Here is a 16,922-nt window from a genome sequence, read left to right on the forward strand (position 1 = left end):
GCAAAAATTTTACCAATTTCTGCTGTACTCATAGCGCCAGCCATACTTACCATCATTTTTGCACCGTTTGCCAATTGTTGTTCGTATGCTTTTGCAGCATCAACAAGAGAAGCAGAGTTAAAGTGTAAATAATGTTTTTCAATAAACTGACTGATTGGTCCTTTCATTTTGTTTTTGTTTTTTTTTTTTTTTTTTTGAATTAAAAGTTTAACCTTTTAGATGGTACTGCAAATTAATAATTTTTATATATATTAACATTTAAAAAGCAGGTTTTTTTTTATATTTTTTTAGTATATCCTAAAATCTTTAAAACATCGTCAGAAGTTTGCTGTTCTGAGAAAACTTCAGTTGCTAAAATGCCGTTTTCGTCACGATCTATTAAAATATGTTTAGGCTGTGGAATCAAACAGTGATGTAAACCGCCATAACCGCCAATAGTTTCCTGATACGCACCAGTATTAAAGAAACCAATATACAACGGTTTTTCTTTGTTGTACTTAGGCAAATAAATAGCATTCATATTTTGTTCTGAATTGTAATAATCATCACTGTCACAAGTCAAACCTCCTAATAAAACCCGCTCATATGTTTCATTCCAGCGGTTAATTGCAAGCATAATAAAACGTTTATTTATAGCCCATGTATCCGGCAATGTCGTAATGAAAGAGGAATCGATCATATTCCATTTTTCTCTGTCATTTTGCTGTTTTTGGTACAAAATCTGATAGATTGCGCCACCACTTTCACCAACAGTAAATGATCCAAATTCAGTAAAAATATTTGGGACATCAACTTCGGCTTCGTCACATGCTATTTTGATCTGATTGATAATTTCATCAATCATATATTGATAATCGTATTCAAATGCAAGTGAATTTTTAATAGGGAAACCACCGCCAATGTTCAATCCATCAAGAGTAGGGCATTCCTTTTTAAGTGCAATATATACTTTGATACATTTTACTAACTCATTCCAGTAATATGCCGTGTCATTAATTCCTGTATTAATGAAAAAATGAAGCATTTTAAGCTCTAATTTGTCATTTTCCTGAATTTGTTTCTTATAAAAAGCAACTATATTTTTATATCCAATACCTAATCTTGACGTATAAAACTCAAATTTAGGCTCTTCCTCGGCTGCGATACGAATTCCAATTTTAAATTTTCCTTTAATATCTGCCTGAAGCAAATCTAATTCTTCATAATTATCAATAATAGGAATAGTGTTTTTATGTCCGTTATTGATTAATCTTGCTATGTTAGATATATATTCGTCTCTTTTAAAACCATTACAAATGACGTATGTACTTTTGTTGATTTTACCATTTTCAAGCAAATTCTCTACAATATTCACATCAAAAGCTGACGATGTTTCTATATGAATGTTATTTTTGAAAGCCTCATTCATAATATATTCAAAATGAGAGCTTTTCGTACAATAACAATAGTAGTATTTAGCTTCGTATTTGTTTTTTTCCATCGATTTTCTAAACCAGGCTTTTGCCTTATTGATATTTTCAGAAATCTGTGGTAAATAAGTGAATTTTAATGGCGTACCGTATTGTTCAACTAATTTCATCAAATCAATATTGTGAAATTGTAAGTTGTCTTTGTTTAATTTAAATTCCTCCTGAGGAAAGTAATAGGTTTGATTAATTAGATCAGAATATTTTGTATTCATTTAGTCGATTTTAAGATTGTAATTTTTAATTTAGAAAACTGTGCCTAAATCTTAAATTCAAACCCTAATATTCGCAAATACAATTTGCAGTTTTTCATGTTCTGCTTTTGAGTATAAAAACACATCACAAGAAAACGGACTTTTACTATTATAAAAACGATCCAACATCCTTAATAAGGAACTATTGAGTCGGTTTCTATAAGAACTGAATTGTCTTTGTTTTTTGTTTGTTTTCATTGTGGCAAATGTAAAAAATAATATATACCTAAAGCAAAGCTTTTTATTAAAAAAAGTTTAAGATTTATAATCTTGAAACGCATCTAGAATCAATTTATTTTCAACGGATTGGTTAATTTTTATTTTTCCGATTCCTTCAATTAACGCAAATTGGATCAAACCATACTCATTTTTTTTGTCATGAATAAGCAATTCTAAGATTGGATCGATGTCATTTTCTTCCACTTTTACATCATCATAAATGCTCTTTATTGCTGTTTTAATTTCAGCATATTCTTCTGCTGTAATTAAGTTTTTATGCAACGAGATATAGCTTTCTAGAATCATACCTATAGCAATGGCTTCACCATGTAATAATGTTTTTTTAGTTTCGCTTTCTAAAAAGTAGCTCTCGATAGCATGTCCTAAAGTATGTCCAAAATTCAATGCTTTACGAATATTCTTTTCAGTTGGGTCCTGAATAACAATTTCGTTCTTAATTTCAACCGAACGATAAATTAATTCATCAAAGTCGGCAAAATCAATAGCATTTAAATCTAAAAATTGTCTCCAATAAGCTGCATCATATATTAGACCATGTTTTAGCATTTCGGCAAGACCGGAACGCATTTCGCTTTGAGGTAAAGTTTCAAGATAATCGGTATCAATTAATACCATTTGAGGAACGTTGATGACACCAATCTGGTTTTTAAGATTTCCTAAGTCAACACCGGTTTTTCCTCCTACAGATGCATCAACCATAGATAATAGTGTGGTTGGAATATTGATAAAGTCCACTCCACGCTTAAAAGTTGAAGCTACAAAACCGCCTAAATCAGTTACAACACCACCACCTAAATTAATTACAAGTGATTTTCTGTCGGCCCCAAGTTCAGTTAATACTTTCCAGATTTCAATACAAGTTTCAATATTTTTATTGATTTCGCCTGATTCAAATTCGATAATTTCTATTGTTAAATCAGTTTCAAGTAAAGGCAAAAACTTTGGTAAGCAATACTCATTTGTTTCATTATCAACTATAATAAACAAATTAGAGTATTTATTTTCTTTCAAATGATTATTTAAGGCTTCGTATGCATTTTGATTAAAATGTACGTGATAATTATTGGCTTGAATAGATTGCATATTTCTGTAGTTAATTGAAACCGCAAAATAAGGCATTTTTAACTAAATAATATTGGAATTTTACTCATAATTTGTTCAAAAAAATAAAAACTAATAGAGATAAGTTACAAAAAAATATTTCACTATTTATTTACAATTGAGGATTATTTGCTGTTCTGCGTCAGCAAATTTTTTAGTTTTTGAAATATTGAAATACTTACAGGCATTTTTACTCTCATTAATTTTCAGGTAACTTATGGCTAAGTAATACTCTGTTTTTCCGTTTTCCAGTCCTGATTGTTTTAATGCCTCTAAAAAGTTTTTTATTGCTTCAGGATAATTACCTAAGTTATAATAGTAAAAACCCAGGTTTTGCAAGGTATAAACATTACTTGGTTCTAAATTTAAAGCTTTTTGATACGATTTTAATGCTTTTCCCATATCAAGTGATGATTCGAAATTTTGTCCTTCAATAATATAATTAATGATTAAATGCTCGTTTTTGCGTTTTAATAAAGTGCTGTCATTTGGCAATGATTTTAATCCCAGATTTATAAAATCTAATAAATTATTACGGTTATAACCTGCATTTTGCAATTGATCAGCTGCAATAACCCAAGCTTCAGGAATTTTTCGAAAGGTTGAAAATAATTTATGCTCTTTAAGTATTTCAATTGTATCTTGTTTCATGGCCGCAATACTTGTTGAGGATTTATAAAAAGCGGTATTTCTTGGACGTAAATAAAATGCTTCTTTTATGTAAACAGAAGAACTGTCAAGGTTTCCTTTTTCTTTGGAAATTAAATACTTGTAAAAATTTATTCTGCCTAAGTAAGGGTTAATTTTGTTTGCTTTTGAAAAGCAATTCATCGCTTTTTCATATTTTTTTTCACGTACATAGTAAATACCGGCATACTCGTAAAATGCTTCTGAAGTACTAAGTACATTAGGATATTTTGGTATTCTTCGAACAACTTCATCACCTGTTAAAAAGCCTTTTTCATTAGAATTAATGTCATCAGTATTAATTAAATATTCTAAATTTGAAGCTTTGGTAATTAATAAAGCAGAATAGCTGATTAGGAGCGAAACGATAATAAAAATCAGGAATACTATTTTGTTTTTTGATGTAAGTAATTGATTTTCATAGTTCTCTTTTTCTAAATTGTTTGTTATAGTTAATACAATTATTAAACTAAAAAATAGTTGCATTGTAGGTCTGTACATTGGAAAATTAAACAGCGAATCCATTCCGTAAATAACAACCAATAATATCGTTAATATCGCAATTGTTCTTGTCTGTTCTTCTGTCGATTTTAGAACTTTCTTCATATTAGTAATAAATACAAATACAAAAAGAGAAAGATAAATTAGACTATTTGCTATTCCTGTTTCTACTAGAATTTCCAAAAAGTCATTATGGGCATGAAGAGATAAATTAGTATCATTTGCGGTAGTCTTTTCATAAGGAATTGATTCAATCTGATAATTACCTAAACCAATTCCTAAAATTGGTTTTGTTTTACTTATTTTTAAAATATTGTTCCAGTATCCTAATCTGGCTTTCGCCGAAGAATCATCAGTATTTATTTCTTTAACCCTGTTTTCTAAAGAAACATACCGTGATTTATCATTCGATTTTTTAAATATTTGGCTTGAAAATAAGATTGCAAATATAACGGGTACAAGTAGTAAAGCACTTTTTTGCAAACTAGCTTTATTAAAACGTTTATTGAACAATAAATAAGTAATATATATAGAAAAAATCAGGAATAAATTTATTAATGATGTTCTTGCTCCTGTTAAAAATATCACCGTTGTCACAGAAAATAGAGCCACTAACAAAAACAACTTTTTATAATTGGCAAAATGCGATATTCCAAGTAATAAAAACGAAACTTTAATGCTTAAACTAGCTGCCAGAATATTTATATTTCCGGTATTTCCATTCATATTCCTCAAAAGGTCAAGAACAGAAATGCCTTTTGGTATAACTAAAAAATTAATAAGCTCTTTAAAAGATTGAAAAAAGGCACTAACACAAACTATAAAAATAATTTTGTAGAGTAAATGGAGTTTATTTTGAAGTAAAATACAAAGATTAATACATAAACAAAAAATTATAATTAGCTCTGTAAATTTAGTAAGAACAAGAGAAGTGTTTTTGGCTATAACAATTGATAACCCACATAAAAATAAAAATAGTATGTAGTTTTTTAAAATATAACTTCTTTTTAAAACTGAAATTATTTTTGGTGAAATGCGATCAGTATTAAAATATAAATAAATAAATATTAAAAGATTTATAATTGAAATATATAAGAATTGGATATTAATAATTTCCATTGTTTTATAATACGGCAGGAAATCAATTATTAGAAGTAATACAATTATTAAAAGGACCAGAAAGTCTGGTATTTTTTTTTCTGTTTTGTATAGAGTTGTCATATTGATTTTAATAAGATGCATATTTAATATTTTGCAAAAGTAGTGATTAAAATAGGTTAAATCTTACTTTTAGATAATTTAGATTAAATCTTTTCGTTATCAGAACCTAAAAATAGGCGGAGTTTTAGTAAATAATATTCAAAACTCTATCTATATTTGCACAAAAAACTGACCTTAATGGAAAAAATATTCGATAACACCCAAGTTGCATTTTCGTTAAAAAGCGACACAGAACTTGATAGAGCTTATTTTCTTTTTAAAATGATTGACAGCCAACCTTTAGTAAGGATAGGAACTGCTGTTACTAATTTTGCTATAAAAGCTAAACTTCCGGTAGAAGGATTAATTCGTGCAACTGTTTTTGACCATTTTTGTGGTGGTGTAAACGAAAATGACTGTATTACGGTAGTTGACAAAATGTTTACCAAAGGCGTTTCATCTGTGTTAGATTATTCGGTTGAAGGAAAAGAAGAGGAAGAGCAGTTTGATGCGGCCTTAGAAATGACCTTAAAAACTGTAGAATTTGCAAAAGAAAGATTAGCGATTCCGTTTGCTGTATTTAAACCAACAGGTTTTGGTCGTTTAGATTTATATACTAAAGTAGGCGAAAAACAAGCGTTAACTCCAGAAGAGCAGACAGAATGGGATAGGGTAGTAGCTCGTTTTGATCATGTTTGCAGTATAGCTCATCAAAAAGATGTTGCTTTATTAATTGATGGTGAAGAAAGCTGGATGCAAGACGCTGCTGATGATTTAGTTACCGAAATGATGCGCAAATACAATAAAGAGAAAGCGATCGTTTTTAATACTTTGCAAATGTACCGTTGGGATCGTTTGGATTATTTGAAAAATCTTCATGAAATTGCTAAAAATGAAGGCTTTTTTATAGGAATGAAATTGGTTCGTGGCGCTTACATGGAAAAAGAAAACAAAAGAGCCGAAGAGAAAGGTTACGTTTCGCCAATTTGTGTTTCTAAAGAAGCTACCGATATTAATTATGATGCTGCCGTACATTATATGTTAGAGCATTTAGAAATTATGTCCATTTTTGCAGGAACTCACAACGAATTGAGTTCTTATAAATTGATGGAAATGATGCAGGAAAGCGGAATTGCGAAAAACAATAACAAAATTTGGTTTGGACAATTATACGGAATGAGTGATAATATTAGCTACAATTTGGCCGAAAACGGTTATAATGTTGCTAAATATTTGCCATTTGGTCCCGTAAAAGATGTTATGCCGTACTTGATTCGTCGCGCTGAAGAAAATACATCTGTAGCCGGACAAACAAGCCGCGAATTATCTATGATAAAAGCAGAACGTAAGAGAAGAAAAGGGAAATAAATTTGTAGAGGCGCACAGCTGTGCATCTTATTTTTAAATTTATAAAAAGCTTCGATTTTTATTGGAGCTTTTTTATGCAGTATTTAAACCCGACAGGTTTTTGAAGCCTGTCGGGTTTAGTATGTTTAATAGAATTCTCGCAAAGTTTGTCCATTTCGACGAAGGAGAAATCATACTCGTAATTCGACAAAGATTGACGCCTTTAGGTACGGATTTTCGTGTGCGATTTCTCCTTGCGTCGAAATGACAAAAAAGGCTGAATGATTAAAATCTTTCAGCCTTTTTTATTGGAATTTAAAATTTATAAAATTGGAATTTTCTTCTTTAAGAATTACTGAACTGAAGATTACTAAGGTTTTTATAAATTCCGTTTTCAAGATTTATTAGTTCCTGATGTGTTCCTTCTTCGGTGATTTTTCCGTTATCGAGAACTAAAATTTTATCAGCATTTCTAATCGTCGAAAGTCGGTGAGCAATGATAATACTTGTTCTTCCTTCCATCAATACTTCTAGCGCTTCCTGAACCAGTTTTTCACTTTCGCTGTCTAATGATGATGTTGCTTCATCTAAAATCAAAATACTTGGATTTTTAAGCAATGCTCTTGCAATTGCAATACGCTGACGCTGACCACCTGATAATTTTACGCCACGTTCACCAACCAGAGTTTCGAATTTTTCAGGGAAACCTTCAACAAAATTCAATGCATTGGCTTGTTTTGCTGCCAGCATAATCTCTTCGTCGGTTGCGTCTGGTTTTCCGTATGCTATGTTTTCTTTGATGGTTCCTCCAAATAAAATTACGTCTTGTGGCACAATACTCATGTTTCCACGAAGATTCTCAAGGTCATAATCGTAGATATTTTTTCCGTCAACCAGGATTTCTCCTGAAGTGATATCATAGAAGCGTAATAGTAAAGAAGAAATAGTTGATTTTCCGGCTCCACTTGGTCCAACGATTGCAATTTTTTGACCAAATTCAGCAGTAAAATTTACATCTTTTAAAACTTCAACTTCCTTACGGGAAGGATAACTAAAAGCTACATTATTGAAACTAACATTTCCTTTTATTTTTTCTAAAATTGGTGCTTTCGGACCAGCTTTGATATCTTCCGGAACTTCTTCTAATAATTCGAAAACACGTTCTGTAGCTCCAACAGCTTTCTGGATTTGTGCATACATTTCGGCAATTCCGCCAAACGAAGCACCAATAAAAGTGGTATAAAGTACAAATGAAATTAAATCTCCAACTCCTTGAACTTCACCTTTAATAGTTAAAGTTATTCCGTACCAAACAACGGCAACCACACAACCAAAAAGGCATAAAATAATAAAGGAGGCAAAATATCCTCGATATTGACCGCCTTTAATAGCGATTTTTACAATTTCTTTAATCTTATTTTTATAACGCTGAATTTCGTACCATTCGTTAGCAAAAGCTTTTACATTGCTTATTCCTTGTAAAGTTTCTTCGACAATTACCTGACTTTCGGCTACTTTATCCTGAGTTTTTTTCCCGTATTTACGAATAAACCTTCCAAATACTACGGCTGCAACGGCTACGATGGGTACAATTGCCAGCATCATCAAGGTTAGTTTTGGACTAATATTTCCTAAAATAACAAACCCTCCAATGATTAAAATAAACTGACGTAAAAACTCTGCTATTGTTGTTGTAAAAGTATCCTGCAATTGCGAGATATCAGCGCTTATCCGGCTATTTAATTCTCCAACGCGCTTTTGTGAATAAAAAGACATTGGCAGTTTAACAAGGTTTTCGTATAATGCAAAACGAATATTTGATAATGAGTTTTCAGTAAAATTTACAAAAAGCGAAATTCTGAAAAAAGAGAAAACTGCCTGTAGCACAAGTATTGCTAAAAGTCCAAGAGCAATTTCGTTAGCTCTTGCGAGATTTTTATTGGTAACACAATCCACCAGCATTCCCATTAATTTAGGAAAGGCAAGGGCAGTAGCGCTTGTTAACAATAAAAAAACAAGTCCGAGGAAAAATTTCCATTTGTGATTTTTTCCATATTTAAAAATTCTGAGTGCTTTTTGAAGTGAATTAGAGTCTAATTTAGCTTTAGGTAAATCATTTTCTTGAAATCGTGCCATTTGAATATACAATTAAGGTATACAAATGTATGATTATAGTAAATGAATACAAAGTAATATTCAAAATTAGCTATTTGATGCTGCTTTATAAATTGATTCAGAAAAAAACTAAATATTATCTTTATATTAAATAACTGTAAAAGAGTTTATTAAAATAATTGATGAAAATTTATTTCATTTTATTTCTAAAAACGCTTGCAAATACAAAATCTAGCTGTATATTTGCTCTCGCAATCACACAATGATAGCAACCTAGTAAAATAGGGCGATTAGCTCAGCTGGTTCAGAGCACCTCGTTTACACCGAGGGGGTCGGGGGTTCGAACCCCTCATCGCCCACAGAATTTAAAAACTCCAAAGTCATTTGATTTTGGAGTTTTTTTTGTAAACTCATTTCAAACCTTTTGTTAGAAGATTTCAAGATTTGGAATCAATGCAAAACGTGTGGAGCTATAAATAGGAATGAATTTTAGCGCAAAGGCCGCTAAGATTAAATTTTACTTTACGCATAGAAAACACAAAGTTCGCAAAGCTGAATCGATACAAAGTTTTGCGAACTTTGCCTTTTATTAAAAGTTAAGAGAAAAAAACTTAGCGTTCTGCGGTAATTTTTTTACTCTCTCCACAGTTTTTTGTATTGACCTAGATCCTAAGTGCAATTTAATTACAATTTTATCACTTAAAGGATATATTAAATAATTTTCTTAACTCCTGGAATCAATAAAACTAGTAAACCAAGTAAAAAACTGCCAAACACTATTAAAGGAGTCATAACCAAAAGTTTTATTACGGGTTCAATATCCCAATTTCTCACGCTTAATGTGAAACTTACTATAACCAACGGATGAAAAATGTATACGGCAAAACTACTGCGAGATGCTTTAGTGAGTAATTCTGAGGTATAATTCCAATTTTTTTTACCTTTAATTAAAAGCGTTGTTAGAATAGAAATACCAATCCATTGTTCCCAAAAGGCGTATAATAATGCTTGCCAGTGAAAACCGCCGGAAAACCAAGAAGAAGGTGTTTTGAGTTTAAATTTTACAATAAAAAATACCGGAAAAAACAATAGACATAACCAAACAGATCTTTTGAGCTGTCTACCTGTTTTTTCTGAAAGTTGATCAAACCAATTGTTTTTTGAAGCCAATAATCCAATAATGAATAGTGCAATATATTGTGGAAAATGCCCAAGCTGAAATCCAACTGGTTCAAGAATCCATCCAACCGGAAATATTATTCTAACCACGAAGCTAATAATTCCTAATCCTGCTGCAAATAATAGTATGGCACGCGAGTTAGGTACTGCCACAGGTTTGTCGAAATTAATTTTGAATATTTTTTTTACCGCTGCATAAAGTAATGTAAAAAGCAATAGTGCAGCTACAAACCAAGTCACTCCTAAGTCAATCCAATTGTCATATCCGTTTAGATATTCGAAGTAAGTGATATGATGTTCTTTTGCAAAATAATAAACTAAATAGGAAATAAATGGGGTAAGAATGAAACAATAGAATAATAGAGGAATTCCCAATCGAATTATTCGGTCTTTAATAAACTTGGAAGCTCCTTTTTTAGAATAGGAAGAATCAGTAAAGTAAGCTGCCAACAAGAAGAAATATCCCATGAAGAAAGATTGATTAATACTGATGAACATCGTCAAGAGAATCCGTGCCGATATAAGGCTGGTTTGTTCATTGTAATACCAGCCTTCAGAAGAACTGTAAGCAATAAAAGTGTGATGGAGTACAACCAAAATTGTCAATAGAACTTTTATATTATCTATGTATAATAATTTGTTTGAGGAATCGGAATTCTGATTTACGCTAAGATCTGTAGATGGCATAATAAATTGTTTTAGAATCATTTATGACAAACGTACAACAACAAAAAGCAGTTGGAGCAAGGCTTGTTACTAACAACTAACTTTTGTGATAAGCAACAAGCTTATGCAATGTGTTTATTGCGAAGCTCTTGATAACAGCTATTAAAATTATCAATTTGTTTTCTGGAAACAGGAATTTTTATGTTTGTTTCCTTAAATGATAATTCATAACCTTGGGAGTTTCCAGACACTTGTTCGATCTTAAACATATTTACTAAATAGGTTCTATGACACCTAAATAAGTGCGGATAATCTGTTATCTGAGTTTCAAATTGAGTTAAAGAAATTCTTTTTACTTCTGTAGTCATTTGAAGGTCGTTCGATTTTGTTAACTCGATGTAATTGCCATCTGCTTTTGCAAAGAGTAATTGATCCATATCCAGAAAAAAATCATCTTGTTTTACCTGTGTGCTAATAAAAAGATTAGATATTAAGACTTTTTTTTCCGATTTAACCGCCAGAGGAATAAATTGAAGAACAAATGAAGAGCCTTTTTTGGATTCAAAATAGAAACTGGATAATTGTAGAAAAAAATAAAAGAAGATGCCAGCCACAAAACAATTTCTAATTTCTTCAAAAAGATAATGCCATGACCAGTTATTCGAATTGGTATAAAGCAAATCACGCATTAAAAAGCTTGTTGCACCAATAAAAACCAGTAGAACTCCAATATGAATATACTCTTTAAGCAAAGTCCATTGAGTATGATTTTTCACTTTTCTAAAATAATTCAGTGTTGTAAAATAAATAAATAGAATCAGCGCCGGAGCAAAGGCATGTAAAAAACAAATAAAGAAATAATGCATTTTGAGTTCCGGATCATAAACACCAAATGGTTTGAATACTAAAAGGAATGTTACAAGAACAAGAAAAACAAGACTTGAACTTTTTATTAGATTTTGAGATTTATATCGTCCGGGATATTCAATTTCATTCCTCAAATGTTCTGTATTGATATAGAATCGCATATTAAGAATTTATTTTGGGAATAAAAATACAAAAAAATGCAGGCTTATGGTTTTCGAATTATTTGGATTTGATAATTTCAATTTAGTTTATTTTGAATTCTTTAAAAATTTTACGCTTGCCGCCAACTTAATAATTCCAATCATTAAATGGCATCACTGCAACCTTTAAGGAGTTTAATATAAGTTCGCAGCAATTGCAGAACGACACTCGACAAAGGCAAATTTATACCCCAACTATCTTTTTTCGGTGTGCAATACCCCAATCTGTAAGATTGCTGATTATGGTTTGTAACGTATCACCGTGTTCCGTAAGTTCATATTGAACCGTTATAGGTTGTGTATCTAAAACGGTTCGTTTTATCAACTGGTTTATTTCTAATTCCTTTAATTCTTTGCTCAACATTCTGTTAGAAATTCCTTCAATATCTTTCAAAATATCAGAAAATCGCCTTTTACCATAACAGCAAATAGACGATATAATAGAAATCTTCCATTTCCCATTCAGCACGTCCATTGAATCCTGAACGGCTCTCATTCTTTTCTTTTGTTCCTGTTGAAACTCTTCTATTTTACATCCCATAGTTACTTAGTTATCTCTGTGTTACTGTTATTTTTAGGTACAAAGTTACTAAAAGTAACTTGGGTGATCTAACTTTGTCGCTCAATCATTAAAAAAAAGTAATAATGAGTAAATTAAAAAGCAAAGTAGCCGTGATTACAGGCGGTAATAGCGGTATTGGATTTGGTATTGCTGAAGCATTTAAAAACGAAGGCGCGGTAGGAGCTATTGTGGGTCGAAATCAGGAAACATTAGATAGTGCTGTGGCGCAACTTGGAGGTAATTTTATAGCCATAAATGCCGATGTAACGAACCTTGCTGACCTGGAAAGAGTGTTTAGAGAAACATCTGAAAAATTTGGCAAAATAGACGTGATTGTAGCCAATGCAGGTGGTGCAGTCACAGGAGCGTCATTTGGAACTGTGGCAGATATTGGCGAAGCCGACTTTGATAAGACTATAGATTTAAACCTGAAAAGTGTTTACTTTACTGTTCACAAAGGGCTGCCTTATATGAATGATGGTGGCTCGATTGTTCTTATCGGATCAAATGCAGCGCATCGCGCCTATACATCATTTTCACTTTATGGAGCTACGAAGGCGGCTGTTATTCATTTTGCAAAAGGATTTTCAAACGATCTTTTAGACAGAAGGATCAGAGTAAATGTAATTACGCCAGGTACAACAGATACACCTGTATTTAGCAAGTTTGTTCCTGCTGAACAACTTGAAGCTGTAAAAAATTACTGGGCGGGTATAATGCCGATTGGCAGAATTGGGCAGCCATCTGACATTGGTAAAACAGCAGTATTTCTGGCTTCTGATGATTCATCGTTTATGCTTGGTGCTGAACTCCTTGTTGATGGCGGTTTAACCTATTTGTCGCCAACTAAATAACTTAGGATTAAAAGCCACACAAATTTTAAAACTCCAAAGTCATATGATTTTGGAGTTTTTTTGTTCGAAAAACAATCTGTTTTTCTTGTAAATTTGTGAAGCCTTATATAAGTTCGCTTAAGCATTTATACTTTTTCAAGGCTAAAAAAAATTAAAAACTTTATTAACAAATGGAAATATTAATAATAACTGGTCCTCCATATTCAGGAAAAGGTACGCAATGCGATGTTTTAAAAGAAGAACTTAAATTTCAGCATATTTCAACTGGAGACAAATGTCGTTTAGAAAAAAAGAATGAAACGGAAATTGGAAAAATAATGTCTGAATATGAAGAAAAAGGAGATTTAGTGCCCGACTCAATAATGAAAGACCTTTTCAGTAAAATTTTGGATGAAAATAGATCAAGTAATGGAATAATTTTAGATGGATATCCAAGAACTAAAACACAAGTAAATGATTTGATGGAACTTATTGAATCAAAAAAAATGGAAATAGGAAAGGTCATTAATATTGATGTTCCAAAGACAGAACTTTTAAAAAGAGCGAAAAAAAGAGCCGAAACTTCTAATCGAAAAGATGATAAAGATGCTAAAATCCATCTTAAAAGGATTGAAGTCTTTGAAAACTCAACCAGACCGGCAATTGAATACATGAAGACTAAAATTAAAGTTTTGACTTTTGACGGATTAGGAACAATTGATGATATTGCAAAAAGAATTAAAGATAGTTTATACAGTTCTAATTGAAACAAATAGCAGTAAATCAGCAACTTAAGTATTTTTACATTAAATACTAAATATTAAACTTCAAAACTTGCCAAGAAATTCTCTATTATGAGAACCACAGATTTTAAAACTTCTTAAGAAATTAAGGAGTTTTTTTTATGCCTTTTTTTCTCAACACTTTCGTATAATATTAAAATGAATAAGATTTAAAAGTATAAGCTTTCTCTAAATACTCAATCCTAATTTTACCGCCAAAAAGAAAAACTTAAATTTATTTGTATATTGTTGTCATGTATACTATATTTACGACAACAATTTAAAATTTATAAAAATGAGAGAATTAACATTTGCATCACTACAAGTAAAAAATCTGGAAGCATCAAAAGATTTCTATGAAAAACAATTAGGATTTGAGATTGGGAACGAAAATCCGCAAGCCTGTATTTTTAAATATAATAAAGGACAAGCAAGTTTTGCTATTCGAACACCTCTTGAACCACTTGAAGGTAAAGAATTAGGTACTGGCGTGGCTCTTTGGTTTGCCGTTGACGAAAATGTAGATGAATTGAAAGAGAAATTCATATCAAATGGAATAACCACAGCTGGACCAATTATTGAAACACCTTTTGGAAGAGCATTTCATGTGAAAGACCTTGACGGTTATAAACTTACATTTTTAGAATCAAAATAAAAGTAAATTATTTACTAATTTAGAAACAGATTCCTAGAGAAAAACAATTTCGTTATTCAAACACTAAAGATTCCTATGGCTATCTTTGAAATTAATAAACCCAATTTTGATTTAATATTGACAAAAATGCTTCAACATCATTATGCCTAAAGAAATTAATTTTCATTTTAAAAGTCCAAAAGATAGTCCGGGTTATTTACTTGGACAACTTACAATGCTCTGGCAACGCAGACTTAAAAAGGTTTTAGATCCGTTAGATTTAACACAGACGCAATTTGTATTGTTAGCAGCTTTAGGCTGGCTTTCAAAAAAAAGCAATTCGGTAACGCAAGTTGATATTGCCAACCAAAGTAATGCCGACAGAATGATGGTATCAAAAGTATTGCGAACGCTGGAAGATAAAGGTTTCATAACCCGACAAGAACATGAAACTGATACAAGGGCAAAAACTATTCGGCTAACGCATACAGGAGAAGCCGTTTTGCAAAAAGCAATCATGGAAGTTGAAAATGCCGACCTTGATTTCTTTTCTACTTTAGACGAAAATCTTTCGTCGTTCAATTCTAATATGGCAAAACTAATTGATATAAATAAGGCTAAATAAAAGAACTTTATTACGAAGATATTCTGCAATTTTAAATGTTTTATTTGAAAACTATTTAAAAAGAAAAGTAATCTTTAAGAAAGTAAAAACTCCATTTTTAATGGAGTTTTTACTTTCTTTTCGTTTGTACAATCCCATATATAAATGACAGAATTTACAATTTAATGAACAATATAACTTCACAAACTCTATAATAAATTTTTACTATATTTGACGTACATATTAGTTTATTTATTGAATTTAAAACATTTAAAATCAACTTATTAGATAATATATAAAAAATATTTTTACTATAAATAGTTACTTTAAAAGAGTAATTTCATATTATTTAGAAATAAAATATCAAACCCAAATTTAAAAAATGAAAAAAAATATAATAACTCTTTTATTTGTATTTACTGTTATAAATATCTTTGGGCAAACTGCAATCGATTCAAAACCAAATGATTTGGTTGTTCATAAAGTCCTGAATCCACTTAAAAAAGTTCCTTTAGATGTAGCATCGATCCTGATGTATGATTATGATGGTTCGCTTATATCATTTGATTTAGAAGCTGAACATATTAATTGGACTGTAAAAGCAACAGATGCTTATACTGAAATGTGTGCAAATCAAATAACGCTGCAAGATGGAGTTATATATATTCCGTTTATTAACGGGGAAATTTTTGCAGTGGATAACCAAACAGGGGAAATTTTTTGGAAATCAAGATTAGGGAATGTTACAGATCAAATAGTATTAAAAAATCAAATTCCGGTAATAAATAACGGGAAATTGTATATAACTACTCAAAGTCCTGTTAACAATATTTATGCTCTTAATATAAAAGATGGTAGTTTAGCATGGAAATATCAGCTGGAATCCTCAAATAATGATAATCCGGTTTTGTTTTTTGACAACAAAATTTTCACGCAAAGCGCATCCAGTTTCTATAGTCTTGACGCAAATACAGGAAAACTTATTTACCAAAAAACCTTTGAAGAATCTATTACCGGAAAACCTGTAACTGATGGTGAAAATGTATTTGTATCAAATGACAAAAATGTGCTTTTTGCTTTAAGTCCTAATAAACCAGATATTTTATGGGAATTTAAACTAGAGGAAAATCAACATTCTATCAAGCAAAATATCGTTTGCAAAGACAAAAAATTATATTTTGCAGGACAAGGTGAAGAAGTTTCTTCAATATACGCTGTAGATTCTAAAACAGGAACTCAGTTATGGAAAAGGGATTTTAAAGATGATAATGTTCAATATATCCTTGAGGAAAGTGATAATATTTGGGGATATACTCGTAAAGCAAAACTTTTTCAGATAGACGTAACAAATGGCGAAATAGCTTTCGAGGTAAAATTAACAACGAAGCCAATCTCAAATATTGAATTTTCGAATGACGATGAATCCTTATTTTATTATTCTGATGCTGCTTTAATTCAATTTGAATTTAAATCAAAAGACGAAAACGAAGTTTATCTTCGAACTTCTATTAAAGACGACGTTTATAGTGCATTTGTAAAAATGATTAGATAACAAAACCTAATCCTTTTCAATAATGAAACGGCTTTTTTTAGACAATTTTACTTTTATTGTAGTCTTAACTTAAAAGGCATTATTGTAAGTAAAATACTGAATATTTCTGTTTTTTACGGAAATAGAAAAGTG

The 16,922-nt window shown here is 30.9% G+C and carries 14 protein-coding genes, 1 tRNA gene and 1 pseudogene; 7 read left to right on the forward strand and 9 right to left on the reverse strand.

Annotated elements, in window-relative coordinates:
* From ACHZDT_RS09440 to ACHZDT_RS09460, 5 genes and pseudogenes are all read right to left on the reverse strand, one after another.
* A pseudogene (locus ACHZDT_RS09440) lies at positions 1-167 on the reverse strand (deoxyhypusine synthase); the annotation flags it as partial.
* Positions 168-277: 110 nt separating this feature from the next.
* Entirely contained in the window at positions 278-1,681 is a 1,404-nt protein-coding gene (locus ACHZDT_RS09445; RefSeq protein WP_394774375.1) for an arginine decarboxylase, read from the reverse strand.
* A gap of 57 nt (positions 1,682-1,738) precedes the next feature.
* A complete protein-coding gene (locus ACHZDT_RS09450; protein ID WP_394774376.1) occupies positions 1,739-1,918 on the reverse strand; it encodes a hypothetical protein in 180 nt (59 codons plus the stop codon).
* Between the two features lie 57 nt (positions 1,919-1,975).
* Positions 1,976-3,043 (reverse strand): 3-dehydroquinate synthase, encoded by a 1,068-nt coding sequence (gene aroB, locus ACHZDT_RS09455; protein WP_394774377.1) that lies wholly within the window; start codon positions 3,041-3,043, stop codon positions 1,976-1,978.
* A 126-nt stretch (positions 3,044-3,169) separates the two neighbouring features.
* Entirely contained in the window at positions 3,170-4,975 is a 1,806-nt protein-coding gene (locus ACHZDT_RS09460; protein WP_394774378.1) for an O-antigen ligase family protein, read from the reverse strand.
* A 672-nt stretch (positions 4,976-5,647) separates the two neighbouring features.
* On the opposite strand from ACHZDT_RS09460, the gene ACHZDT_RS09465 reads away from it, so the two are divergent.
* Positions 5,648-6,817 carry a proline dehydrogenase family protein gene (locus ACHZDT_RS09465; protein ID WP_394774380.1) on the forward strand — a complete coding sequence of 390 codons (1,170 nt, stop codon included), beginning with the start codon at positions 5,648-5,650 and terminating at the stop codon, positions 6,815-6,817.
* 324 nt (positions 6,818-7,141) lie between these two features.
* Here ACHZDT_RS09465 and ACHZDT_RS09470 read toward each other — a convergent pair whose 3' ends face one another.
* Positions 7,142-8,932 carry an ABC transporter ATP-binding protein gene (locus tag ACHZDT_RS09470; RefSeq protein ID WP_394774381.1) on the reverse strand — a complete coding sequence of 597 codons (1,791 nt, stop codon included), beginning with the start codon at positions 8,930-8,932 and terminating at the stop codon, positions 7,142-7,144.
* 263 nt (positions 8,933-9,195) lie between these two features.
* Between ACHZDT_RS09470 and ACHZDT_RS09475 the strand changes: the two genes are divergently transcribed.
* Positions 9,196-9,270, forward strand: a tRNA-Val gene (locus ACHZDT_RS09475).
* A 352-nt stretch (positions 9,271-9,622) separates the two neighbouring features.
* Here ACHZDT_RS09475 and ACHZDT_RS09480 read toward each other — a convergent pair.
* From ACHZDT_RS09480 to ACHZDT_RS09490, 3 genes are all read right to left on the reverse strand, one after another.
* On the reverse strand, positions 9,623-10,777 hold the full coding sequence (locus ACHZDT_RS09480; RefSeq protein ID WP_394774383.1) for an acyltransferase: 1,155 nt from the start codon (positions 10,775-10,777) through the stop codon (positions 9,623-9,625).
* Positions 10,778-10,878: 101 nt separating this feature from the next.
* Positions 10,879-11,784, reverse strand: a complete 906-nt coding sequence (locus ACHZDT_RS09485; RefSeq protein WP_394774384.1) for a LytTR family transcriptional regulator DNA-binding domain-containing protein — start codon at positions 11,782-11,784, stop codon at positions 10,879-10,881.
* 223 nt (positions 11,785-12,007) lie between these two features.
* Positions 12,008-12,364: a winged helix-turn-helix transcriptional regulator gene (locus tag ACHZDT_RS09490; RefSeq protein ID WP_394774385.1), complete on the reverse strand. Its 357-nt coding sequence runs from the start codon at positions 12,362-12,364 to the stop codon at positions 12,008-12,010.
* 104 nt (positions 12,365-12,468) lie between these two features.
* Here ACHZDT_RS09490 and ACHZDT_RS09495 point away from each other — a divergent pair, with 104 nt between their 5' ends.
* The 5 genes from ACHZDT_RS09495 (at position 12,469) to ACHZDT_RS09515 (ending at position 16,790) form a co-directional block, all read left to right on the forward strand.
* Entirely contained in the window at positions 12,469-13,239 is a 771-nt protein-coding gene (locus ACHZDT_RS09495) for an SDR family NAD(P)-dependent oxidoreductase (RefSeq protein ID WP_394774386.1), read from the forward strand.
* A 170-nt stretch (positions 13,240-13,409) separates the two neighbouring features.
* Entirely contained in the window at positions 13,410-13,985 is a 576-nt protein-coding gene (locus ACHZDT_RS09500; RefSeq protein ID WP_394774387.1) for an adenylate kinase family protein, read from the forward strand.
* Positions 13,986-14,295: 310 nt separating this feature from the next.
* Positions 14,296-14,655, forward strand: a complete 360-nt coding sequence (locus ACHZDT_RS09505) for a VOC family protein (protein WP_394774388.1) — start codon at positions 14,296-14,298, stop codon at positions 14,653-14,655.
* A 142-nt stretch (positions 14,656-14,797) separates the two neighbouring features.
* On the forward strand, positions 14,798-15,259 hold the full coding sequence (locus tag ACHZDT_RS09510; protein WP_394774389.1) for a MarR family winged helix-turn-helix transcriptional regulator: 462 nt from the start codon (positions 14,798-14,800) through the stop codon (positions 15,257-15,259).
* Positions 15,260-15,620: 361 nt separating this feature from the next.
* Positions 15,621-16,790 (forward strand): PQQ-binding-like beta-propeller repeat protein, encoded by a 1,170-nt coding sequence (locus ACHZDT_RS09515; protein WP_394774390.1) that lies wholly within the window; start codon positions 15,621-15,623, stop codon positions 16,788-16,790.
* The last annotated feature ends 132 nt before the right edge of the window (positions 16,791-16,922 follow it).

Origin of the sequence: Flavobacterium sp. (assembly GCF_043722275.1) — a bacterium.
Taxonomy (GTDB): domain Bacteria; phylum Bacteroidota; class Bacteroidia; order Flavobacteriales; family Flavobacteriaceae; genus Flavobacterium.

Bases quoted from the DNA above. Each gene is read 5' to 3' on its own strand.
- ACHZDT_RS09445 (WP_394774375.1), bottom strand. From the start codon at position 1,681: ATGAATACAAAATATTCTGATCTAATTAATCAAACCTATTACTTTCCT.
- ACHZDT_RS09450 (WP_394774376.1), bottom strand. From the start codon at position 1,918: ATGAAAACAAACAAAAAACAAAGACAATTCAGTTCTTATAGAAACCGA.
- aroB (WP_394774377.1), bottom strand. From the start codon at position 3,043: ATGCAATCTATTCAAGCCAATAATTATCACGTACATTTTAATCAAAAT.
- ACHZDT_RS09460 (WP_394774378.1), bottom strand. From the start codon at position 4,975: ATGAATGGAAATACCGGAAATATAAATATTCTGGCAGCTAGTTTAAGC.
- ACHZDT_RS09465 (WP_394774380.1), top strand. From the start codon at position 5,648: ATGGAAAAAATATTCGATAACACCCAAGTTGCATTTTCGTTAAAAAGC.
- ACHZDT_RS09470 (WP_394774381.1), bottom strand. From the start codon at position 8,932: ATGGCACGATTTCAAGAAAATGATTTACCTAAAGCTAAATTAGACTCT.
- ACHZDT_RS09480 (WP_394774383.1), bottom strand. From the start codon at position 10,777: ATGCCATCTACAGATCTTAGCGTAAATCAGAATTCCGATTCCTCAAAC.
- ACHZDT_RS09485 (WP_394774384.1), bottom strand. From the start codon at position 11,784: ATGCGATTCTATATCAATACAGAACATTTGAGGAATGAAATTGAATAT.
- ACHZDT_RS09490 (WP_394774385.1), bottom strand. From the start codon at position 12,364: ATGGGATGTAAAATAGAAGAGTTTCAACAGGAACAAAAGAAAAGAATG.
- ACHZDT_RS09495 (WP_394774386.1), top strand. From the start codon at position 12,469: ATGAGTAAATTAAAAAGCAAAGTAGCCGTGATTACAGGCGGTAATAGC.
- ACHZDT_RS09500 (WP_394774387.1), top strand. From the start codon at position 13,410: ATGGAAATATTAATAATAACTGGTCCTCCATATTCAGGAAAAGGTACG.
- ACHZDT_RS09505 (WP_394774388.1), top strand. From the start codon at position 14,296: ATGAGAGAATTAACATTTGCATCACTACAAGTAAAAAATCTGGAAGCA.
- ACHZDT_RS09510 (WP_394774389.1), top strand. From the start codon at position 14,798: ATGCCTAAAGAAATTAATTTTCATTTTAAAAGTCCAAAAGATAGTCCG.
- ACHZDT_RS09515 (WP_394774390.1), top strand. From the start codon at position 15,621: ATGAAAAAAAATATAATAACTCTTTTATTTGTATTTACTGTTATAAAT.